The following is a 20,520-nucleotide window of genomic DNA, read 5'->3' as shown; positions in this document are numbered from 1 at the left end:
TCTGGCTCTCGGCTCCGGCGGGTTACGGCACCTGCCGCACCGCGCCCTTGGCGGCGCTGGTGGCGAGCGCGGCATAGGCCTTGAGCGCCGTCGTCACGTTGCGCTTGCGCGGCGCGGCCGGCTTGAAGCCGTGCGCCTGCTGCTCCTCGCGGCGGGCGGCCAGCTCGGCATCGTCCACCGCGAGATGGATGCGCCGGTTGGGGATGTCGATCTCGATCGTGTCGCCCTCGCGCACCAGCCCGATCGTGCCGCCCTCGGCCGCTTCCGGCGAGACATGGCCGATGGACAGGCCCGAGGAACCGCCGGAGAAGCGCCCGTCAGTGATCAGCGCGCAGGCCTTTCCGAGGCCCTTCGATTTGAGGTAGCTGGTCGGGTACAGCATTTCCTGCATGCCCGGCCCGCCGCGCGGCCCCTCATAGCGGATGAGCACGATCTGGCCCGGCTGCACCCGGTTGCCGAGGATGCCCGACACCGCGTCGTCCTGGCTCTCGAACACCACGGCGGTGCCGGTGAACTTGAGGATGCTCTCGTCGACGCCCGCCGTCTTCACGATGCAGCCGTCCTCGGCGAGGTTGCCGTAGAGCACGGCGAGGCCGCCGTCGCGCGAGAAGGCGTGCTCATAGTCGCGGATCACGCCCTTCTCGCGGTCGAGATCGACGTCGTCGTAGCGGGCGGACTGGCTGAAGGCGACCTGCGTCGGCACGCCGCCCGGCGCGGCGCGGAAGAACTCGTGCACCGCCTCGCTCGCATTGCGCTTCACGTCCCAGTGCTCCAGCGCGGCGGCCAGCGTCGGGGCGTGGATGGTGCTGACGGAGGTGTCGAGCAGCCCGGCGCGGTCGAGCTCGCCGAGAATGCCCATGATGCCGCCGGCATGGTGCACGTCCTCGACATGCACATCGGCGACGGCGGGCGCCACCTTGCACAGCACCGGCACGCGGCGCGACAGCCGGTCGATGTCGGCCATGGTGAAGGGCACCTCGCCCTCATGCGCGGCGGCCAGCAGGTGCAGCACCGTGTTGGTCGAGCCGCCCATGGCGATGTCGAGCGTCATCGCGTTCTCGAAGGCGGCGAAGCTCGCCACCGAGCGCGGCAGGACGCTGGCATCTTCCTGCTCGTAGTAGCGGCGCGCGAGATCGACGATGGCATGGCCCGCCTCGACGAACAGCCGCTTGCGGTCGGCATGGGTCGCCAGCGTCGAGCCGTTGCCGGGCAAAGCCAGGCCAAGCGCCTCGGTCAGGCAGTTCATCGAATTGGCGGTGAACATGCCTGAGCAGGAGCCGCAAGTCGGGCAGGCCGAGCGCTCGATCACCTGCACGTCCTCTTCCGACACGCGGTCGTCGGCGGCGGCGACCATGGCGTCGACGAGGTCGAGCGCGCGGGTCTTGCCGCCCAGCACCACCTTGCCGGCCTCCATCGGGCCGCCCGAGACGAAGACGGTCGGGATGTTGAGGCGCAGCGACGCCATCAGCATGCCGGGGGTGATCTTGTCGCAATTGGAGATGCAGACCATGGCGTCGGCGCAGTGCGCATTGACCATGTATTCGACGCTGTCGGCGATCAGCTCGCGCGAGGGCAGCGAATAGAGCATGCCGTCATGGCCCATGGCGATGCCGTCATCCACCGCGATGGTGTTGAATTCCTTGGCGACGCCGCCCGCCGCCTCGATCTCGCGCGCCACGAGCTGGCCGAGGTCCTTCAAATGGACATGGCCGGGCACGAACTGGGTGAAGGAGTTGACCACGGCGATGATCGGCTTGCCGAAATCGCCGTCCTTCATGCCGGTGGCGCGCCAGAGGCCGCGCGCGCCGGCCATGTTGCGGCCGTGGGTCGTGGTGCGGGAGCGATAGGCGGGCATGGAATTCCTCCAAACTCTTTGCCGCGCTTATGCGCCTCACATCCTTCCCGCGCAACCGTTTCGCGCCCGCACGGCGGTGCCGGCGTGCCGGCGGCGCGCCCGCTTGCCAATCGCGCGCGGACGTCCTCTGCTGCCGGACAGGGCATGCGCCGGAACCGGCGCGAGGGGGAGACGCGCCGGAACCGGCGCCAAGGGGGACGCGCCGTGATCACGCTGCACCATCTGGCTTTCTCGCGCTCGACGCGCCTCATCTGGCTGATGGAGGAGCTTGGCCTGCCCTATGATCTCGTCCGCCATGAGCGCGATGCGCGCTTCAAGGCGCCGCCGGCGCTGCGGGCGATCCACCCGCTCGGCAAGGCGCCGGTGATCCAGGACGGCGACCTCGTGCTCGCCGAATCCGCCGTCATCCTCACCTACATCAACGACCGCTACGGCGAGGGCCGCCTCGCGCCGCCGCCCGGCAGCGCCGAGCATTGGCGCCATGAGGAGTGGCTGCACTATGCCGAGAGCACGGCGGCCTTCCCGATCATGACCATGCGCATCGGCGCCATCACCGGCGGCATGACCGACGCGCTCAGGGCCTTCGTCGCGCCGACGCTGGAGGCGACGCTCGACCATATTTCCGGCCGGCTCGCCGGGCGCCCCTATCTGATGGGCGAGGAACTCACGCTGGCCGACATCCAGATGTGCTACCTGATCGAGGTGGCCGAACGCACCGGCCTCCTCGGCGCGCATCCCGCGCTTCCCGCCTATCTCGCACGGCTCAAGGCGCGTCCGGCCTTCCAGCGGGCGGAAGGGATCGGCGGGCCGATGATGCCGCCCGGCTGAGGCGCAGCCCGCCCGCGCTTCCTCAGTTGCGGTATTTGTAGCGCCGCTCGCGGCAGCGCTGGCCGACGAGGCACTGCTTCACGTCGGCCGACGGGACCCAGGCCGGCTCGGAACGCTGCGACATGCAGGCGCCGGCATTGGTGACATAGCGGTCGTAGAGGTTCGGCCCCGTGCTGATGACGGCTGCGCCCTCGCGCTGCACCAGCGCCCGAAGGTCCGCGCAGCGCGTGACGAGCGAATCGGGCTGCGGCTGCGCCTGCGCGGCGAGCGGAAGAGCCGCCGCGAAAAGCACCGCGAGGAAAAGGGCACGCATCGCAGCCTCCCTTGTCGACCCGATATCCGGCATTTGGCCGGCCTGCCGGTCGGCGGATTTGGTGGGCCCGGCAGGACTCGAACCTGCAACCAGACCGTTATGAGCGGTCGGCTCTAACCATTGAGCTACAGGCCCGTTCCGGCGCGCGCTGGGGCGGCGGCGGGCGGCGGAAGCTAGCAAATGCGTGGCACGACGCCAACCGGGAGGCGAAGGTCATCCACCTGTCGCCGTCGCGACCCGCGCGGAAACGGGTGCGCGGGAAGCGCGCAAGGCGCGCGCGGGGTCTCCTTTGCCGGCCATTTCCAGGTAGAGCTGCGCCGTGAAGGCGGGCCCGCCGCAATGCCGCCGCCTTCCCGAAGTGGTGTCGGGGCTGCCGTTTCGTCATCCGGCTGGTTCGAGGAAGTTAGATCATGAAGCTCATCCGTGCCTCCCTGTGCGCCGCCGTGCTGGTGGCCGGCCTGTCGCCGCTCGCCGCGCAGGAGATTTCGGCCGGCGCCCGGCGCACCACGCTCACCGTGAGCGGGGAGGGGACGGCGAGCGCCGTGCCGGATACCGCGACGCTCTCCTCCGGCGTGGTGAGCGAGGGCAAGACCGCGCGCGAGGCGCTGGACGCCAATTCGTCGGCGGTGGCGGCGGTGATCGAGGCGATCAAGGCGGCCGGCATCGAACCGCGCGACATCTCGACCTCGGGCTTCTCGGTGCAGCCGAGCTACGCGCCGCCCAAGAAGGACAGCAACGACGCCCCGCGCATCGTCGGCTACCAGGTGAGCAACGGCGTCACCGTGCGGGTGCGCGACCTGTCGAAGCTCGGCGACCTGCTCGACCAGCTCGTCACAAAGGGCGCCAACCAGATCGGCGGCATCGCCTTCGACATCGCCGAGCCCGGCAAGCTGGAGGACGAGGCGCGCGTCGCGGCGGTGAAGGATGCCCGCCACCAGGCCGAGATCATCGCCGAGGCGAGCGGGGTGCGGCTGGTGCGCGTCGTGTCCATCGCCGCCGATGGCGGCGCGCGCCCGATGGTGCGCCAGTTCGCGGCGGCGCCGGCGCTGATGAAGGCGGATTCGGTGCCGGTGGAGGCGGGCGAGACGACGCTGCGCGCCGGGGTCACCATCACCTACGAGATCGAGCCGCGCTGAGGCGCCCTCACTCGGAATCCGATTCGTCCGGCGCCGGCGGCACCAGCACCTTCAGGGCGCCGGGCATGATGCGGTAGTCGAGCGGCACGTTCTCGCGGCCGAGCTCGCCATCGGTCGACACCCAGACGCGGTTGCGGTTCGGCCGGCGCAGCACGATGTGCCGGCCGGTGAGGCTGACGATGCCGGGATTGCCGCGCCAGCTGTCCGTCACCATGTCGGCGCCGGCCTTGAGCAAAGCGAGGGCGCCGCGGTCCTCGGCGACGTGGAGTTCCAGCACGCCTTCGTCGAGCCGGCCGCGCCGCCAGCCGGGACCGCTGAAGCGGTTGACCGACAGCAGCGCGGCGAAGGCGCTGAAGCGGTGCTCGGTGCCGTCCACCGTAACGTCGAGGTCGAAGCGCCCGCTGCGCCGCAGCGCATAGATGGCGGCTATGGCGACGGCGAGGAAGCGCCATAGCTTCCATTGCCGTGCCGTCTCGCGGGCGCGCGCCATCTGGCTGAAGAAGCCCATGCCGGAAATGGTGTGGAACGGGCGCCCGTTCAGCGCGGCGAGGTCGATGGCGCGGGGCTGCGCCGCGTCGAGGGCCGCGAGCGCCGCCTCGATGTCGGTGGGCATGCCGAGGTCGCGGGCCAGCAGGTTGAGCGTGCCGAGCGGCAGGATGCCGAGCGTCTTGCCGGTGCCTTCGAGGCTGCGCGCCGCCAGGCTCACGCTGCCGTCGCCGCCGCCCACGATCACCGTGTCGTGGTCGCCGCGCCCGGACTCGCGGATGGCGCGCACGAGGTTCTTGCCGCCCAGCAGATGCACCTCGACCGTGCGGCCGGCGCCTTCCAGCGCCTGCTCGACAAGGGAGCGCACCTCCTCCGCGTCGCGGTCGAGGAGCGTGCCGGCGCGGGCGTTCAGCAGGACGAGGAGATGGCGCATCGGGACCGTGCGAATCGTGCAGCCGGAATCGGCGGCGCGGCGGGGATCATTCCCTGCAATTCATACGATGCGAAGACGTTCCTTTGGGGAAGTGAAGGCGCAGCAGGTCAGGTCGTGAAAATGCCGTCCCGGCGCGGGGCCGGGACGGCACGTTCAGCTTGGACATGCTCAGCCGCCCACGAGGTCGCGGCACAGCGCGACGAGGCCGGCATCGTAGGAGCGCACATCGGACAGCACGCCCGTGCAGCGCATCTTCTTGGCCGCCATGTCGCTGGAGGCGGGGCTGCGCGCGGGTGCACCGGCCGCAGTGCCGGGCGTCGTGCCGGGGCCCACGCCGGGACCACCGGGGGTGCCGGGCCCGCCGGGCGTACCCGGGCCGCCGGGCGTGCCGGTGCCGCCGCCGCCGATGCCGATACCGACACCGACCGCCGCCGTGCTGGAGCCGCCGACGTCGACGCTCGCGCTCGCCCGGGCGCCCCTCGGGCCGCCGATGGTGGTGGTGCTGTCAATGTCGGCCGCCTGCGAGCCGCCGACCACGGCGCTTGTCTGGCTGTTCACGCCGCGCGGACCGAAGGCCGAGATGCCGACATTCGCGTCAGCCACGCTGCTGGAAGCCGGACTGCGGCCCGCCACGGTGGCGTCGACATCCGCCGCGACGCCGCGCGCGCCAAGGGTCCGCACCCCGACATTGGCGTTGGCGAGGCTGCGCGAGGCCGGACGGCGATCCCCGACGGTGGCATCCACATTGGTCGCCACGCCGCGCGCGCCGCCGATCCCGAGCCGGGCATCGGCCCCGACCGCGCGGGAGCGCGTCGAACCGACCGTGGCGTCCGCCGTGACGCCGCGCTCGCCGAGGAGCTGCGCATTGACGTCGGCGACGTTGCCGCTGGGGGCGCGGCCGAAGGCGAGCGGCGCGCGGCGACGCAGCAGGTCGACCTGCACGCCGACCACATTGGCGGAGACCGGCGCGCGGCCCGTAGCGGAGGTGGTGGAGTCACCGCGCGCCGTGTCACGCGTGATGGTGTCGCCGACGCCGCCCAGCGCCGAGCCGACAGCCGAGCCGAGGCCGGAGGTGGCACCGGTCACGCCGCCGCCCGCCGCGTCGCCGATGCTGCCCACCGCGTCCCCGACACTCGACACCGCGCTGCCGACGCCCGAGACGGCGCCGCCGATGCCTGAGGCAGCGCTGCCTACGCCGGAGGCCGAGCCGACGCCGCCAAGCGAATTACCCACGCCCGACACCGCGCCGCCGGTGGCACGGCCGAGACCTGAGACCGCCCCGCCGACCGAACGGCCAACGCCCGACACGGCACCGCCGACCGAGCGGCCGCCGCCGCCGACCGCACCGCCGAGACCCCCGAGGCCGCCGCTGCTGCGACCGACACCGCCACCGCCGAAGCCGCCGGGCCCGCCGCGGCCGCCGGGCCCGGCATCCGCTGTCGCCGCGAGCAGCAGCGAGACCGCCAGCACGCTTGTGCCTATCAGGGCCAATCCTCGTATGTTCTTTTCGACTTTCAACATTGCAACGCTCTCCGTTTGAGGGCGTGCAGGCCCGATTGTCCGCCGCCCGGAGGATTAAAGCGGAGGGCTTACTCAGGGTTTCAGAAGCAGACCGTGGGAAATGCTGCGATTTTGTTGGTATAACAGTATTTGCGCCGCTTTTCGGTACCATGCGGTTCCATCGTCGGTACTCGGAAGGGTAGGGCGTCGCCGGTTGTACACGAGATGTTGAACGCTCACCGCGGATTGTGGCGAAGCGTCAGCGCTGCCTTCATCTGCCGGACCAGCGCGGCGAGCCGTGTGCGCGGCCCTGCCGGCGGGCGCGAAGCGAGGTCCTCGCGAGGGACGGCGAGCCCGGCCTGCTCGGCCTCCCGCGCCCGGGCGAAAAGGCGCGCCGCCGTCTGCGGATCGGGCGTGCCGCCGAGGCCTTCGGCAAGCGCGCCGGCGTAGCGGCGCAGATCGGCCGGTTCCCCGGTCTCCGCCGCGCGTTCGAGCGCGTGTAGGGCCAGCCGGCGCAGCTCAGGCTGCGGCGCGGCGCGCAGCGCCTCGGCGACGTGGCGGCAGAAGGCGGGCACGCCGCGTTCGATGGCACGGGCGAACCCCTCGCGCGCCCTTCCGACGTCGCCGGTCAATTCCAGCGTCAGGCGGGCATGGTCGAACAGGCCTCGATAATCGTCGCCGGCCGCCCCGCGCGCATACCAGCGCAGCGCCGCCGCCGGACGGGCAGCGCGGTCCCAGCCCAGTTCGAGATAGCGCCCGATCATCGACATCGCCTTTGCCCGGGCGTCGCCGCGCCGGGCCGCGCGCGCGTACCATGCGAGCGCCTCGCGCCGGTCGGGCGCGACGCCGCTGCCGTGCAGCAGCAGGGTGGCGAGGTTGAACTGCGCCCAGCCGTGCCCGGCCTCGGCGGCCTGTCGGTAGTAGCAGGCGGCCGCCCTCGGGTCGGCGGGCACGCCCCAGCCGAGCTCGTGGCAGCGGCCGACCATGTTGATGCCCTCCGCGCTGCCGGCCTCGGCGGCGACGCGGAACCAGCGCAGGCCCGCCTGCGGGTCGCGCGCCACGCCGTGGCCGTCGACCAGCATCTGCCCCCAGGCGATCTGCGCGTTGACCAGCCCGTTGAGTGCCGCCGCCTCCACCCAGCGGGCGGCCTGTCCGGGCTGCTCACTGATGCGTTCGCGCAACAGTTCCGGCCCCATTCGCTGGAGCTCGGTAAAGGAAATCCACTCGTCGCGCATGACTTTGCCGTTTTCGTCGCTGCCGGGCAGGCCGCGCGTGACGCACGGACGTCGCCCGAAATCCTTTCGTCACATAAGGTCTGACGTAGAGAAACGGCAAGGCGCCCGCTCACGTTTTAGATTTGAATAATTTAAAACTAGAGATTTGAATCGATGTAAGAAGTCGATGTTGGAACAGATAAAAAACATAATGTTTGAAACGGCTTGGAATCACGTCTAATAGCCAAATCAAGCAATTCATAAGGGGTTTGTGTCCAATGAAGACATTGAAGACGCTACGGGATACTGCGCCGAATGCGGCCCTCACCGCCGGCCTTGCCGTCACCATGTCGGCGCTGCCGATCTTCGCGGCTTCCGCGCAGCAGGCGAGCACGGCTGCGACGGAAGAAGAGCTGCCGACCGTGACGGTGGAAGGCGAAGGCTCGCCGGCCAATACGCTGGAGGCCACCACCGGCATCTCGCGTCTGCCCGGCACGGTGCAGGACACCCCGCAGGTCGTTCAGGTCATCACGCAAGAGACCATGCAGCAGCAGGGCGTCACCACGCTCGAACAGGCGCTGCGCAACGTTCCCGGCGTCACCGTCGGCATCGGCGAGGGCGGCGGCGGCATGAACGGCGACCAGTTCCGCATCCGCGGCTTCCAGTCCAAGGGCGACGTCTACATCAACGGCCTGCGCGACTTCGGCGTCTATGTCCGCGACAGCTTCGCGTATGAGAGCGTCGAGGTGCTCAAGGGCCCTTCCTCGGAGAGCTTCGGCGCCGGCACCACGGGCGGCGTGATCAACTCCACGCTCAAGCAGGCCCATCTCGGCGACAAGTATGATTTCGAGGGCCAGTTCGGTTCCGGCCCGCTCTATCGCGGCGTCATCGACCTCAACAAGCAGCTCGACGCCACCACCGCCTTCCGCATCGTCGGCATGGTCAACGAGCAGGACGTGGCCGACCGCGACCACGTGGAATCGAACCGCTACGGCCTGATGGCCGACCTCGGCTTCGGCCTCGGCACCGACCAGACCCTTCACCTCAACTATCTCTACCAGAACGGCAGCCGCACCCCGGATTACGGCGTGCCGGTGGTGACGCCCGGCTACAGCGACGTGGCGCGCTTCGGTTCGGTCGGCAAGCCGGTGACGGAATGGGGCGTGCCGCGCTCGACCTTCTACGGCAAGGTGACCGATCACGACGACACCGAGGCCAACATGTTCACCGCCAACTTCAAGCGCGAGGTGAACGACTGGCTGACGGTGACCAACGATTCGCGCGTCGGCTACTACACCCGGAACTTCGCGACCACGGTGCCGGGCTGCGGAGCGACGACGACGGGGTTGAGCGGCGAGGCGGGCTACGAGGCCAGCTGCACCGGCCAGTTCTTCGACGGGCTGAACCCGGCGATCAGCTTCGGCGGCGGCAATCCCGGCTTCATCCAGGAAAGCTGGTCGGGCCAGAACATCACTACGGCCATCGCGAAGTTCAACACCGGCTTCCTGCGCCACGAGGTGATCGCCGGCCTCGATATGTACTTCGTCAATGACGAGCGCACGCTGGTCTCGGTGAACGGCTCCAAGGGCACCTCGACGATCTGGAACCCGATCTACGAGAACACCACCGGCTATTTCCTCTACGAGAATCCGCTCGGCAATAACGGCCAGCGCAACTCGACCGCCACCGATGTCGGCCTGTTCGCCAGCGACCGCGTGTGGCTGACCGACCAGCTCTCGATCCTGGGCGGCATCCGCTACGACAGCTACAGCGCCGACTACAGCTATCTGTGCGTCAATGGCGGCAGCACCACCTGCCCGATCGTGGGCGTCCCGTCGCAGTGGGTCAATGCCGACAGCACGACCCAGTTCTGGAGCCCCAAGGCCAGCGTGATCTGGGAGCCGACCGCCGAGCAGACCTACTACGTCTCCTGGGCGCGCTCCTATTCGCCGCAGGGCATGTTCCCGACCAACGACATCACGGTCGTGAACCCCACCCAGAACAATCTGGAGCCGGAAGAGAACGAGACCTACGAGGCCGGCTTCAAGATCTCCACGCTCGGCGGCCGCCTCGGCTTCACCGGCTCGCTGTTCCGCGTCGAAAAGAGCAACGCCTACTACGTCGACCCGGTGACGTTCGACACGGTGGAGACCGGCGAGAAGCAGCGCGTGCAGGGCGTCGAGCTCGGCATGACCGGCAACATCACCGACGCGTGGACGATCCAGGCGGCCTACGCCTATTACGACAGCGAGATCCTGACCTCGACCACGGACAGCTATGTCGGCAACGAGGTGCCCTTCGTGTCGCCGAACAACTTCACCCTGTGGACGACCTACGACCTGACCAAGGGCCTGTGGACGACGCTGCCGGGCCAGCTGCTGGTGGGCGCCGGCATCACCTATGCCGACCAGTACTACACCAACAGCGCCAACACGGCGATCATCCCCGACACCTTCTCGCTCGATGCGCTGCTCTCGTACAAGTACGAGAACTACCGGATCGCGCTGAACGGCTACAACCTGACCGACGAGCTGAACTACGCTGCGGGCTGGGGCAACCGCGCGGTGCCGGCCTCCGGCCGCACCTTCACCCTGACCATCGGCGCGACCTTCTGATCGCGCCGTCTTCGGACTGACCGTCCATCTGGGGGAAGGCCGGGCGATCCGGCTTTCCCCCTCTTTTCGTTCGCCCTTGTCGACGGTGGAGCCGCGCCATGCTGATCCAGATTCCCGATATCCTCACCCGCGAGGAAGTCGCTCATTGCCGGCGCGTGCTGGAGGGCTCGCCCTGGGTCGACGGGCGTGTGACGGCGGGCCAGCAGGCGGCGAAATCCAAGCTCAACCTGCAGATCCCGGTGGACTCGCAGGAGGCGGCCGAACTGGGCGACCTCGTGCTGCGCGCGCTCGGGCGCAGCCCGGTGTTCAATTCGGCGGTGATGCCGCTGCGCGTGCTGCCGCCCATGTTCAACCGCTACGATGTCGGCATGAAGTTTGGCGCTCATGTCGACGGCTCGATCCGCACCGTGCCCGGCGCCGGCATCCGCATGCGGGCCGACGTCTCGACCACCATCTTCCTCACCGAGCCGGAAGACTATGACGGCGGCGAACTCGTCATCGAGGACACCTACGGCACGCATGAGGTGAAGCTGCCGGCCGGCCACGCCGTGGTCTATCCCGCCTCCAGCCTGCACAGCGTCAACGAGATCACCCGCGGCAGCCGCTGGGGATCGTTCTTCTGGTCGCAGTCGATGATCAAGGATCAGGAGCGGCGGGCCATGCTGTACGACCTCGACCGCGCCATCATAAGCACCCGCACCCGGCTGCCGGACGACGATCCGGCGGTGCTCTCGCTCGCCAATGTCTATCACAACCTGCTGCGCCACTGGGCGGAGCTGTGAGCGGCCGGCCCGCCGCCTGATTGACAGGAATCGGGCTGCGTGAGAACGCCAAGGCCGAACGTGGCCCGAGACGTGTCCACCGGGCGCGCGAGGCGGATGCGATGGTCGGCTCTTCCCTTTCCACCGAACTGATCGGCGGCGTCGCCGCGCTGCTGACGACGCTGTGCTGGCTGCCGCAGGCGCTGAAGATCCTGCGCACCCGCGAGACGCGCGACCTTTCGCTCGTCGCCTATCTCGCCTTCGCGGCCGGGGTGGCGCTATGGCTGGTCTATGGCGTGCTGATCGGCTCGATTCCGGTCATCATGGCCAATGCCGTGACGCTTCTGCTGCTTCTCGGCATCCTGTCGCTGAAGCTACGCTACGGCTGAACGGGCAGGGCACCCGCACTCTGGCGATGGAAACGCGATGACCGGCCTCATTCCCCCGGCACTGACCCCGATCCTGCTGCTGTTCGCCTCGAACGTCTTCATGACCTTCGCCTGGTACGGCCACCTCAAGCACAAGTCGGCGCCGCTGCTGATCGCCATCCTGGCGAGCTGGGGCATCGCCTTCTTCGAGTATTGCCTCGCCGTGCCGGCCAACCGCTACGGTTCGGCGGTCTATTCCACGGTGGAGCTGAAGACCATTCAGGAGGTCATCACACTGGTGGTGTTTGCCGGCTTTTCGGTGCTGTGGCTGAAGGAGCCGTTCCACTGGAACCACCTGATCGGCTTCGGCTTCATCGCGCTCGGCGCGTTCTTCATCTTCCAGAAGTGGTAGGGCTTCAACCGGCGGGGCCGAGGCGCAGCAGCCGTCCGTCCGAGGGGTCGTCGGTCAGCAGCCACAGCGCGCCTTCCGGTCCCTGCCGCACATCGCGGATGCGCTGGCCGCGCCCGGCGAGCAGCACCTCCTCGTCGACGACGCGCTCGCGCGCCGCGTCGAGGCGCAGCCGCACCAGCCGCTGGCCGGAGAGCCCGCCGGTGAACAGGTCGTCCTTCCAGGCGGGGATGAGGCTGCCGGTGTAGAAGGCAAGGCCCGAGGGCGCGAAGGACGGGTCCCAGTATTTCACCGGCTGTTCCATGCCCTCCTTCGCCGTGCCCTCGCCGATGGCGGCGCCGCTGTAGTCGCGGCCATAGGTGATAACGGGCCAGCCGTAATTCCTGCCGGCCTGCGGACGGTTCAGCTCGTCGCCGCCGCGCGCGCCGTGCTCGATGGTCCAGAGCTGGCCGGTGACGGGATCGAGCGCGGCGCCCTGCACGTTGCGGTGGCCGTAGCTCCAGATTTCCGGCCGGGCGCCGTTGCGGGAGCGGAACGGGTTGTCCTGCGGCACCGAGCCGTCCGGCGCGATGCGCACGATCTTGCCGATATGGCTGGAAAGCTGCTGCGCCTGATCGCGCAGCGCGTAGCGGTCGCCCAGCGTGACGAAGAGCGTGCCGTCGCGCGCGAAGACGAGGCGCGAGCCATAATGGCTGCCGCCGGCGGCGGCCGGCGACTGGCGGAAGATCACTTCCAGCCCTTCCAGCCGGGCGTCGCCGCCCTCCTCGACCAGCTTCGCGCGGGCCACGCTGGTGCCGGAAGCGCCCTCGCGCGGCTCGGCATAGGAGAGATAGATCAGCCGGCTATCGCCGAAATCAGGCGCCAGCGCCACGTCGAGCAGCCCGCCCTGTCCGCGCGCGAAGACCGGCGGCACGCCCGCCACCGGCGCCGACACGGTGCCGGAGCGCGAGACGATGCGCAGCCGCCCCGTCCGCTCCGTCACCAGCATGCGCCCGTCCGGCAGGAAGGCGAGGCCCCACGGGCTGGCAAGGCCCGTGGCGACCGTCTCGATCTCCAGCGGTCCGGCCGACGAATCGACCCGCTCGGGCTCCTGAGCGGCCGCGAACGACATCAGGCCCGCGAGGACGGCGAGGGGAAGCAGGCGGCGGAAGGCTCTGTGGCGGAGGGCGCGCAAGAGAGGGCTCCGTGCTTCGGGGCGACGGAGCGCATGGTTAGAGCACCTTGGCCCCCGCGCCAACTCGCGCGGGGTGACAAGGGCGTGACGGAGGGTCAGGCGGACGGTCAACCCTGCCGGCGGCGGGGCGCCCGCGAGGCGCGGGCCGGCTGCAGGGTCTGGCGCAGCATGAAGGTGGTCAGGCCGCACAGCCCGACGAAGGCGGCCAGCAGCACGGCGCCGGCGGCCAGCCGGCCGTCCGAGGCGGCGGCGGGGCCAAGCTCCAGCGCCGAGGCGCGCTGCAGGCCGAACATGCAGAGCACGGCGACGATGGCGAAGGTAAGGGAGAGCACGACGCCCGCTTCCATCAACGCCCGGCGCAGGCGCCGGCCGGCGGTGTGCCGGGCCGTGACCGTGAGCGGGTGAGCCGGGGTCTGGCGGGGAAACGTCTGAGCGTCTGACGGCTGCTGCATGGTGAACATCCTCCGGTCAGGTGGGCATCCAGTCCCTCCAACGAGAGGTAATCTCGACTGCGAACGGGGCTCCGCTTCGGCGCGACTTGGGGTAAGCCGGCGCCATTTCGAGGCCATTTCGCGGCAAGTCGTTAAGCCATGTTAACCAATTGGTTGCGCGGCTCCGGACGCCAGTCCATGCCGACATGGCCGGGCAGAGCCGCCACCCGCGCGAGCCACGCCCGCACCGAGGGAAAGCCGCCGAGATCGAAATCGCCCTCGGCCGCCGCATGGGTGTGGGCGTAGAGGGCGATGTCGGCGATGGTCAGCCCGCCATCGACGAAGAAGGGCCGGCGCGCGAGATGGCGCTCCATGACGCCGAGCGCGGCGTAGCCCTCTTCCATCCAGCGGTCGATGTCGTGGGTGCGCAGTTCGCGTCCGCCGCGCACCAGCTTGAGCCAGAAGCGCGCCGCGCCGATGTTCGGCTCATGGCTGTGCTGCTCGAAGAACATCCAGCGCAGCACCTCGGCCCGCTCCAGCGGCGCGCCGGGCAAAAGGTGCGTGCCCTCGGCGAGATAGAACAGGATGGCGTTGGATTCCGGGAGATAGCGTCCGCCGGGCAGCTCCAGCAGCGGCACGCGCCCTTCCGGGTTCTTCATCAGGAAATCGGGCGTGCGGTTCTCGCCACGCAGCAGGTCGACGTCGATCAGCTCGAACGGCACGCCGAGCTTGGACAGCAGCAACCGCACCTTGTAGCAGTTGCCGGAGCTCTGCATGGCGTAGATCTTGAGCATGCGAGGTCTCCGGCTCGGGCAGGCGACGAGGATGAGCAGCGGCAGGATAACGCACTGCCGGGGCGCGCCGCACGTAGGGAATCGCTTGCCGGGGCGCAAGGGCTCGACTAGTTGTCGCGCGCAAAACATCCTCAAGGGAGCTCGGCCATGAGCCTGATATCCGCCGCCCTGAAGCGCATCAATCCCTCGCAGACGATCGCCATTTCGAACAAGGCGCGGGAGCTGAAAGCGGCCGGTCGTGACGTGATCGCGCTGGCCGCCGGCGAGCCCGATTTCGAGACGCCGGACAACATCAAGGAAGCCGCGATCAAGGCGATCCGCGACGGCCAGACCCGCTACACCGCAGTCGACGGCATCCCGGAGCTGAAGGCGGCCATCGTCGCCAAGTTCAAGCGCGAGAACGGCCTCGACTACAAGCCGAGCCAGGTCACGGTCGGCACCGGCGGCAAGCAGGTGCTGTTCAACGCGCTGGTGGCGACGGTCGACGCGGGCGACGAGGTGATCATCCCCGCGCCGTACTGGGTGAGCTACCCCGACATCGTGCAGTTCTGCGGCGGCACGCCGGTGGCCATCGAGACGAAGCTTGAGGACAATTTCAAGCTGAAGCCCGAGGCGCTGGAAGCGGCGATCACGCCGAAGACCAAGTGGCTGATCTTCAACTCGCCCTCGAACCCGACGGGCGCGGCCTATACCCGCGCGGAGATGAAGGCGCTGACCGACGTGCTGGTGAAGTACCCGCAGGTGCTGATCCTCACCGACGATATGTACGAGCACCTCGTCTATGACGACTTCGAGTTCGTCACCCCGGCGCAGGTCGAGCCGGCGCTGTACGACCGCACGCTGACCATGAACGGCGTCTCCAAGGCCTATTGCATGACCGGCTGGCGCATCGGCTACGCCGCCGGCCCGGAGGCGCTGATCAAGGCCATCGGCACGCTGCAGTCGCAGTCCACCTCGAATCCCAACTCCATCGCCCAGTGGGCGGCGGTCGAGGCGCTGAACGGTCCGCAGGACTTCATCGCCGCGAACAACAAGGTGTTCAAGGAACGCCGCGACCTCGTGGTGTCGATGCTCAACCAGGCCAATGGCCTCACCTGCCCGAAGCCGGAGGGCGCCTTCTACGTCTACCCCTCCTGCGCCGGCCTGATCGGCAAGAAGACGGAAGCGGGCAAGGTGATCGACACCGACGAGACCTTCGCCTCCGAACTGCTGGAGGCCGAGGGCGTGGCGGTGGTGCACGGTTCGGCCTTCGGCCTCGGCCCGGCCTTCCGCATCTCCTACGCCACCGCGACCAACGACCTCGAAGAGGCGTGCCTGCGCATCCAGCGCTTCTGCGGCTCGCTCCGCTGAGGTAGAAGAGTATTGACCGGCCGGGAGGCGCGCCCCGGCCGGCAAGCGCCGCAATGGCGGGGGCGCCGGTTCCCTTGAGCCGGATGCGCGTCATCGTCAGGAGATTTCCATGTTCCGTTCCGTTCTGTCGCGCGGGCTGCTGGCCGCCGCGCTCGTCGCCGGCACCGCGACCCTCGCGGCTGCGCCCGCCTCCGCCCAGACCAAGCGGGTCGAGGCCGGTTCGCTCGCCTGCAAGGGCTCCAAGTCGGTGAGCTTCATCATCGGCTCGAAGCGCACGCTCGACTGCACCTTCACCACCGTCGGCGGCAAGAAGTTCTCCTATGAGGGCAGCATCCGCCGCTGGGGCCTCGACCTCGGCGTGACCGGCCGCAACATCCTGCTGTGGACCGTGCTGGCGCCGTCGCGCGGCGTGCGCAAGACCGACCTCGACGGCACCTATGTCGGCGTGTCCGGCTCGGTGGCGCTGGGCGTCGGCGTCGGCGGCAACGTGCTGGTCGGCGGTTCCAACAAGACCATCGCCCTGCAGCCGGTCAGCGTCGAGGGACAGACCGGCGTGAACGTCGCGCTCGGCGTCGGCGATCTGCGCCTGACTTCGAAGTGACGATTACACAAGTGAGGATTACCGGCGGGCGAGCTGCCGCGTCGGCTCGCTAACGGTGAAGAATGCAAGCCCGGCGGCCAACCGCCGGGCTTTTTTGCGGGTTTGCACGACAAGTTGAAATGCCGCCCGTAATAAACCGCCTCCGGGGTGCGTAGAGTCGGCAGCACCACCGAGGAGGCCGCCATGCTGATCCGCCGCCGTCGTTCCTGGGAAATCCCTGAGAGCGCCGCCACGCCCGAATCCGCCTATCTCTCCCGTCGCGGCCTTCTCGGCGCCGGCGTCGGGCTGCTGGGCATCGGCCTTGGGGCGGGGCTCGCGCCCTTCGCGGAAGCCGCTCCCGAGCCGGGCGACCCGGCCAACGACCCCACGCGCGACCTCTACCCCGCCAGGCGCAACGATGCCTATACGCTGGACCGGCCGGTGACGCCGGAGGACATTTCCGGCAACTACAACAATTTCTACGAGTTCGGCTCCGACCGTTCCTACTACCAGATCGCCGATGTCGCGGCCCGGATGCCGCGCCGGCCGTGGACGGTGAAGATCGACGGGCTGGTGGAGAACCCGCGCGAGGTCGGCATCGACGACCTCATCCGCGCCATGCCGCTTGAGGAGCGGCTCTACCGCCACCGCTGCGTCGAGGCGTGGTCGATGGCGGTGCCGTGGACCGGCTTCCCGCTGAAGGATTTCGTCGCCTGGGCCAAGCCCATGTCGGGCGCGAAGTTCGTTCGTTTCGAGACCTTCGTGAAGCCGGACGTGGCGCTCGGCCAGCGCCGCTTCATCTATCCCTGGCCCTACATCGACAGCCTGACCATCGAGGAGGCGACCAACGAGCTGCCGCTCCTCGTCACCGGCATCTATGGCAAGCCGGCGCCCAACCAGTTCGGCGCCCCGCTGCGCCTCGCCGTGCCGTGGAAATACGGCTTCAAGTCGGTGAAGTCGATCGTGCGCATCTCCTTCGTCGCCGAGCGGCCGGTCGGCCTGTGGGAACAGGTGCAGGGGCGCGAATACGGCTTCTGGGCCAATGTGAACCCGGGCGTCCCGCATCCGCGCTGGAGCCAGGCGACCGAGCGCGACATCGGCACCGGCGAGCGGCGCCCGACGCTGATCTACAACGGCTATGGTGAGCAGGTGGCCGGCCTCTACAAGGGGATGACGGCCGAGAAGCTGTTCATGTGAGGGCAGGCCGAAGCGAGGGGGGCGCTGCGCGCGGCCCCTGAGAAGGCCCCGAAAAGAAAAAGCCGGACTCCAGAGGAGCCCGGCAAAAGTTTTCGCTGCCGGAGCAGCGAACCTTCCAGAGGGGAACAGCCGAAGCGATGTCGCATCGGCGTCTCCCCACATATGATCAAACACAGGGCAGTCTGCAATAATGTATGCCTGCATGGCAGGCATGCGCTTTTGCATCCGGCCTGTTGTGCGGCTGTCATTGCCCGCGAATTGAGCGGCGGCGCGTAGGGCCGGGGCTGGCGGTCACGGCGGAGTTGCGCGATCCTGTCCCCAGGGTCGCCTCGGAGCGGCCATCGCCGTTGGGAATCGCCGGAGGGAACCGCCATGTCTCTCGATGCCATGTCCGGCCTTCGCCTCGCGCCGTGGCTCGGCGGCGCCGCGTTGTGCCTTTGCGCCGCCCTGCCGGCCTCCGCTACCGAGGCGCAGGGCGCGGTGCAGGTCGCCATCGCCGATATCGGCTTCACCGATTCCTCGGGCGAGGCCCGCGATCAGGGCGCCGAACACGAGACGCGCCGGCTCGCCCTCACGCGGGAACTGCGCTCGGGTATCGAGGGCGAGGATCTCGGCAGCCTGGCGCTCACCTGCGCGGGCGCCTGCCGGCTCGATGCGGAAGGGGTGGATGAACTGCGCCGCCGGGCGGGCGCTGCGGGTGCGGCCTATGTGCTGGTCGGCAGCGTGCACAAGATGAGCACGCTGGTCATGTCCATGCGGGTGGCGGTGCTGGAGGCCGGCTCGGGCAAGCTGGTGATGGAGCGGCTGCTGAGCTTTCGCGGCGACAATGACGAGGGCTGGCGCCATGCCGGCGCCTATGTGACGCGCGAAGTCGCTGCCGCCCTGCCGCCGCGCTGAGGCTCAGAAGCTCCAGCGCTGCGCCTTGGCGACGAGGAAGTCGCGGAAGACCTGGATGCGCGCCACCGAGCGCATCTCCTGGGGGTAGACGAAATAGGCTTCCAGCGTCGGCGTCTCGCGCTCGGGGAAGAGCTGCACCAGCGTCGCCGAATCCTCCAGCAGGTAGTCCGGCACGATGCCGACGCCGACACCGCGCTCCACCGCGCGCTTCAGGCCCAGCACATTGTTGACGGAGAGGGCGGGCACGCGCGATTCCTGCCCGTCCTCCAGCCCCGCCCGCTCCAGCCAGTTCAGGCCCTGGAAATAGGACGGGATCGGGCCGCCGAGCAGGATGATGCGGTGCTTCTCAAGCTCGTCCAGCGTGCGCGGATGGCCGTTGCGCTTGAGATACTCGGCCGAGGCGAAGGCGTGGAAATGCACGGTGAACAGCTTGCGCTGGATCAGGTCCGGCTGCACCGGCTGGCGCAGGCGGATGGCGACGTCGGCCTCGCGCATGGCGAGGTCGAGCTCGTCGTCGGTGAGGATCAGCGTGATGCGGATATCGGGATAGAGTTCGAGGAACTCGCCGATGCGGGCGGTCAGCCAGTGGGTGCCCAGCCCCATGGTGGTGGTCACGCGCAGCTCGCCGTTCGGCTTCTCGCGCGAGTCGGTCAGCTTGGCGCGCGCCGCTTCCAGCTTCATGAAGACTTCGTGCGCGGTGCGGTACAGCAGGTCGCCCTGTTCGGTCAGGATCAGCCCGCGCGCATGGCGGTGGAACAGCGGGATGTTGAGTTCCTGCTCCAGCGCCGAGACCTGCCGGCTCACCGCCGACTGCGAGAGGCCGAGCGCCTCGCCCGCATGGGTGAAGGAGCCGGCTTCCGCCGCGACGTGGAACACCTTGAGCTTGTCCCAGTCCATGTCGCGGGCCCGGTTGGCCTTGTTGTCCATGCGGTCGGCCCCCCTGGCCATCATTCTGCGGCGTGGGCGAGCGGCTCGCGGGCGGCGAGGAAGCGCTCGGCCTCCAGCGCCGCCATGCAGCCTAAGCCGGCGGCTGTCACCGCCTGGCGGAACGTGTCGTCGGCGACGTCGCCGGCGGCGAAAACGCCCTCGATCGAGGTTTGCGTAGAGTGCGAGGCCGTCCACACATAGCCGCTCGGCTTCAGCTTGAGCTGGCCGGCGACGAGGTCGGTCGCCGGAGCGTGGCCGATGGCGATGAACACGCCGTCCGCCCTGCGCTCCGAATAGGCGCCCGTCACGACGTCCTTCAGCACCACGCCGGTGACGTGGGGCGGCTCCTTCTCGCCCTTCACCTCGTGCAGGGCGGCATTCCACACCACCTCGACCTTGGGGTGGGCGAAGAGGCGCTCCTGCAGGATGCGCTCGGCGCGGAAGCTGTCGCGGCGGTGCACGACCGTGACCTTGGAGGCGAAATTGGTGAGGAACAGCGCCTCCTCGACGGCGGTGTTGCCGCCGCCGACCACGATCACTTCCTTGCCCCGGTAGAAGAAGCCGTCGCAGGTGGCGCAGGCGGAAACGCCGTGGCCCCGGAAGGCCTGCTCGGAATCGATCTCCAGCCAGCGCGCCTGCGCGCCGGTGGCGAGGATGACGGTCTCGGCGATCCACACCGTGCCGGAATCGGTCTCGGCGCGGAACGGGCGGCTGGAGAGGTCGAGCTTCGTCACCAGATCGTTGACGATGCGCGTGCCCATCTTCTCGGCCTGCGTCTGCATCTGCTCCATCAGCCACGGACCCTGGATCGGGTCGGCGAAGCCTGGGTAGTTCTCGACGTCGGTGGTGATGGTGAGCTGGCCGCCGGGCTGGATGCCCTGGATCAGCACCGGCTCCAGCATGGCGCGCGCGGCATAGACCGCGGCGGTGTAGCCGGCGGGGCCGGAACCGACGATCAGCACCTTGACGTGGTGGGACAGGCTGGCGGAAGAGGCCGGCGACATGGAAGGCTCGCTCAGTTGCGGCGAGGCGGATCTCGCCCGGACGGGAATGCGTTCCGGCTGCCCGGAGCGCCCATGCATCTGTCGCACGGCGCGGCTGCGGAAGCCATGCGAAAATGTAGGGGCTCGCCGAACCCGCCGCAAGGACGGGCGCGTCTATCCCTTAGTTTTCCAGAAGGAAGATTGCGCGGGACAGGCGCGCAAGATAATTGCTCACGTCATATTTCTCGCCGGCCGCTTCGCTATCGTCG

At 69.0% G+C, this 20,520-nt stretch carries 20 protein-coding genes and 1 tRNA gene; 10 read left to right on the top strand and 11 right to left on the bottom strand.

Going from position 1 to position 20,520, the window contains the following annotated elements; genetic code table 11:
- Positions 1-22: 22 nt before the first annotated feature.
- Complete coding sequence (gene ilvD / locus MWN33_RS14695; protein ID WP_247201786.1) at positions 23-1,855, bottom strand: dihydroxy-acid dehydratase; 1,833 nt, start codon at positions 1,853-1,855, stop codon at positions 23-25.
- A 204-nt stretch (positions 1,856-2,059) separates the two neighbouring features.
- On the opposite strand from ilvD, the gene MWN33_RS14690 reads away from it, so the two are divergent.
- Positions 2,060-2,683: a glutathione S-transferase family protein gene (locus MWN33_RS14690; protein WP_247201785.1), complete on the top strand. Its 624-nt coding sequence runs from the start codon at positions 2,060-2,062 to the stop codon at positions 2,681-2,683.
- 22 nt (positions 2,684-2,705) lie between these two features.
- On the opposite strand, the gene MWN33_RS14685 is transcribed toward MWN33_RS14690, so the two are convergent.
- Together MWN33_RS14685 and MWN33_RS14680 are read right to left on the bottom strand one after the other, a co-directional pair.
- Complete coding sequence (locus tag MWN33_RS14685; protein ID WP_247201784.1) at positions 2,706-2,996, bottom strand: hypothetical protein; 291 nt, start codon at positions 2,994-2,996, stop codon at positions 2,706-2,708.
- 59 nt (positions 2,997-3,055) lie between these two features.
- A tRNA-Ile gene (locus MWN33_RS14680) sits at positions 3,056-3,131 on the bottom strand.
- A gap of 275 nt (positions 3,132-3,406) precedes the next feature.
- Here MWN33_RS14680 and MWN33_RS14675 point away from each other — a divergent pair.
- Positions 3,407-4,132 carry an SIMPL domain-containing protein gene (locus MWN33_RS14675; protein WP_247201783.1) on the top strand — a complete coding sequence of 242 codons (726 nt, stop codon included), beginning with the start codon at positions 3,407-3,409 and terminating at the stop codon, positions 4,130-4,132.
- Between the two features lie 7 nt (positions 4,133-4,139).
- On the opposite strand, the gene MWN33_RS14670 is transcribed toward MWN33_RS14675, so the two are convergent.
- The 3 genes from MWN33_RS14670 to MWN33_RS14660 form a co-directional block, all read right to left on the bottom strand.
- Positions 4,140-5,051, bottom strand: a complete 912-nt coding sequence (locus MWN33_RS14670) for a diacylglycerol/lipid kinase family protein (RefSeq protein WP_247201782.1) — start codon at positions 5,049-5,051, stop codon at positions 4,140-4,142.
- 168 nt (positions 5,052-5,219) lie between these two features.
- Entirely contained in the window at positions 5,220-6,542 is a 1,323-nt protein-coding gene (locus MWN33_RS14665) for a hypothetical protein (RefSeq protein ID WP_247201781.1), read from the bottom strand.
- 245 nt (positions 6,543-6,787) lie between these two features.
- Positions 6,788-7,786, bottom strand: a complete 999-nt coding sequence (locus MWN33_RS14660; protein WP_247201780.1) for a tetratricopeptide repeat protein — start codon at positions 7,784-7,786, stop codon at positions 6,788-6,790.
- A gap of 257 nt (positions 7,787-8,043) precedes the next feature.
- Between MWN33_RS14660 and MWN33_RS14655 the strand changes: the two genes are divergently transcribed.
- The 4 genes from MWN33_RS14655 (at position 8,044) to MWN33_RS14640 (ending at position 11,921) form a co-directional block, all read left to right on the top strand.
- Positions 8,044-10,380, top strand: coding sequence for a TonB-dependent receptor (locus MWN33_RS14655; RefSeq protein WP_247201779.1), 2,337 nt, complete (start codon positions 8,044-8,046; stop codon positions 10,378-10,380).
- Positions 10,381-10,478: 98 nt separating this feature from the next.
- Positions 10,479-11,162, top strand: coding sequence for a Fe2+-dependent dioxygenase (locus MWN33_RS14650; RefSeq protein ID WP_247201778.1), 684 nt, complete (start codon positions 10,479-10,481; stop codon positions 11,160-11,162).
- A gap of 101 nt (positions 11,163-11,263) precedes the next feature.
- Positions 11,264-11,530, top strand: a complete 267-nt coding sequence (locus tag MWN33_RS14645) for a SemiSWEET family sugar transporter (protein WP_247201777.1) — start codon at positions 11,264-11,266, stop codon at positions 11,528-11,530.
- A gap of 37 nt (positions 11,531-11,567) precedes the next feature.
- Positions 11,568-11,921: a DMT family protein gene (locus tag MWN33_RS14640; RefSeq protein ID WP_247201776.1), complete on the top strand. Its 354-nt coding sequence runs from the start codon at positions 11,568-11,570 to the stop codon at positions 11,919-11,921.
- 4 nt (positions 11,922-11,925) lie between these two features.
- Here the strand turns inward: MWN33_RS14640 and MWN33_RS14635 are convergent, their stop codons facing one another.
- From MWN33_RS14635 to MWN33_RS14625, 3 genes are all read right to left on the bottom strand, one after another.
- Positions 11,926-13,029, bottom strand: coding sequence for a PQQ-dependent sugar dehydrogenase (locus MWN33_RS14635; RefSeq protein WP_247201886.1), 1,104 nt, complete (start codon positions 13,027-13,029; stop codon positions 11,926-11,928).
- A 170-nt stretch (positions 13,030-13,199) separates the two neighbouring features.
- Positions 13,200-13,544 (bottom strand): hypothetical protein, encoded by a 345-nt coding sequence (locus MWN33_RS14630; RefSeq protein WP_247201775.1) that lies wholly within the window; start codon positions 13,542-13,544, stop codon positions 13,200-13,202.
- Between the two features lie 131 nt (positions 13,545-13,675).
- A complete protein-coding gene (locus tag MWN33_RS14625; RefSeq protein ID WP_247201774.1) occupies positions 13,676-14,317 on the bottom strand; it encodes a glutathione S-transferase family protein in 642 nt (213 codons plus the stop codon).
- A 147-nt stretch (positions 14,318-14,464) separates the two neighbouring features.
- Between MWN33_RS14625 and MWN33_RS14620 the strand changes: the two genes are divergently transcribed.
- The 4 genes from MWN33_RS14620 (at position 14,465) to MWN33_RS14605 (ending at position 18,341) form a co-directional block, all read left to right on the top strand.
- Positions 14,465-15,667 carry a pyridoxal phosphate-dependent aminotransferase gene (locus MWN33_RS14620; RefSeq protein WP_247201773.1) on the top strand — a complete coding sequence of 401 codons (1,203 nt, stop codon included), beginning with the start codon at positions 14,465-14,467 and terminating at the stop codon, positions 15,665-15,667.
- Positions 15,668-15,776: 109 nt separating this feature from the next.
- Positions 15,777-16,268, top strand: coding sequence for a DUF992 domain-containing protein (locus MWN33_RS14615; protein ID WP_247201772.1), 492 nt, complete (start codon positions 15,777-15,779; stop codon positions 16,266-16,268).
- Between the two features lie 183 nt (positions 16,269-16,451).
- A complete protein-coding gene (gene msrP, locus MWN33_RS14610; RefSeq protein WP_247201771.1) occupies positions 16,452-17,444 on the top strand; it encodes a protein-methionine-sulfoxide reductase catalytic subunit MsrP in 993 nt (330 codons plus the stop codon).
- Positions 17,445-17,816: 372 nt separating this feature from the next.
- Complete coding sequence (locus MWN33_RS14605) at positions 17,817-18,341, top strand: DUF2380 domain-containing protein (RefSeq protein WP_247201770.1); 525 nt, start codon at positions 17,817-17,819, stop codon at positions 18,339-18,341.
- A gap of 3 nt (positions 18,342-18,344) precedes the next feature.
- Here the strand turns inward: MWN33_RS14605 and MWN33_RS14600 are convergent, their stop codons facing one another.
- Both MWN33_RS14600 and trxB read right to left on the bottom strand, forming a co-directional pair.
- Positions 18,345-19,238: a LysR family transcriptional regulator gene (locus tag MWN33_RS14600; protein ID WP_247201885.1), complete on the bottom strand. Its 894-nt coding sequence runs from the start codon at positions 19,236-19,238 to the stop codon at positions 18,345-18,347.
- A 50-nt stretch (positions 19,239-19,288) separates the two neighbouring features.
- Entirely contained in the window at positions 19,289-20,272 is a 984-nt protein-coding gene (trxB, locus tag MWN33_RS14595) for a thioredoxin-disulfide reductase (RefSeq protein ID WP_247201769.1), read from the bottom strand.
- Between the last annotated feature and the right edge of the window lie 248 nt (positions 20,273-20,520).

It is taken from the genome of Ancylobacter koreensis (assembly GCF_023016525.1).
Lineage (GTDB): Bacteria > Pseudomonadota > Alphaproteobacteria > Rhizobiales > Xanthobacteraceae > Ancylobacter > Ancylobacter koreensis.
The sequence above is the reverse complement of the archived record's forward strand: the minus strand, read 5'-3'. Positions and strand labels throughout refer to the sequence as shown.

Bases quoted from the DNA above. Each gene is read 5' to 3' on its own strand.
- MWN33_RS14600 (WP_247201885.1), bottom strand. From the start codon at position 19,238: ATGGACTGGGACAAGCTCAAGGTGTTCCACGTCGCGGCGGAAGCCGGC.
- MWN33_RS14645 (WP_247201777.1), top strand. From the start codon at position 11,264: ATGGTCGGCTCTTCCCTTTCCACCGAACTGATCGGCGGCGTCGCCGCG.
- MWN33_RS14640 (WP_247201776.1), top strand. From the start codon at position 11,568: ATGACCGGCCTCATTCCCCCGGCACTGACCCCGATCCTGCTGCTGTTC.
- MWN33_RS14615 (WP_247201772.1), top strand. From the start codon at position 15,777: ATGTTCCGTTCCGTTCTGTCGCGCGGGCTGCTGGCCGCCGCGCTCGTC.
- MWN33_RS14605 (WP_247201770.1), top strand. From the start codon at position 17,817: ATGTCTCTCGATGCCATGTCCGGCCTTCGCCTCGCGCCGTGGCTCGGC.
- MWN33_RS14655 (WP_247201779.1), top strand. From the start codon at position 8,044: ATGAAGACATTGAAGACGCTACGGGATACTGCGCCGAATGCGGCCCTC.
- MWN33_RS14650 (WP_247201778.1), top strand. From the start codon at position 10,479: ATGCTGATCCAGATTCCCGATATCCTCACCCGCGAGGAAGTCGCTCAT.
- MWN33_RS14635 (WP_247201886.1), bottom strand. From the start codon at position 13,029: ATGTCGTTCGCGGCCGCTCAGGAGCCCGAGCGGGTCGATTCGTCGGCC.
- msrP (WP_247201771.1), top strand. From the start codon at position 16,452: ATGCTGATCCGCCGCCGTCGTTCCTGGGAAATCCCTGAGAGCGCCGCC.
- MWN33_RS14620 (WP_247201773.1), top strand. From the start codon at position 14,465: ATGAGCCTGATATCCGCCGCCCTGAAGCGCATCAATCCCTCGCAGACG.
- MWN33_RS14660 (WP_247201780.1), bottom strand. From the start codon at position 7,786: ATGCGCGACGAGTGGATTTCCTTTACCGAGCTCCAGCGAATGGGGCCG.
- MWN33_RS14670 (WP_247201782.1), bottom strand. From the start codon at position 5,051: ATGCGCCATCTCCTCGTCCTGCTGAACGCCCGCGCCGGCACGCTCCTC.
- MWN33_RS14685 (WP_247201784.1), bottom strand. From the start codon at position 2,996: ATGCGTGCCCTTTTCCTCGCGGTGCTTTTCGCGGCGGCTCTTCCGCTC.
- trxB (WP_247201769.1), bottom strand. From the start codon at position 20,272: ATGTCGCCGGCCTCTTCCGCCAGCCTGTCCCACCACGTCAAGGTGCTG.
- MWN33_RS14630 (WP_247201775.1), bottom strand. From the start codon at position 13,544: ATGCAGCAGCCGTCAGACGCTCAGACGTTTCCCCGCCAGACCCCGGCT.
- MWN33_RS14625 (WP_247201774.1), bottom strand. From the start codon at position 14,317: ATGCTCAAGATCTACGCCATGCAGAGCTCCGGCAACTGCTACAAGGTG.
- MWN33_RS14675 (WP_247201783.1), top strand. From the start codon at position 3,407: ATGAAGCTCATCCGTGCCTCCCTGTGCGCCGCCGTGCTGGTGGCCGGC.
- ilvD (WP_247201786.1), bottom strand. From the start codon at position 1,855: ATGCCCGCCTATCGCTCCCGCACCACGACCCACGGCCGCAACATGGCC.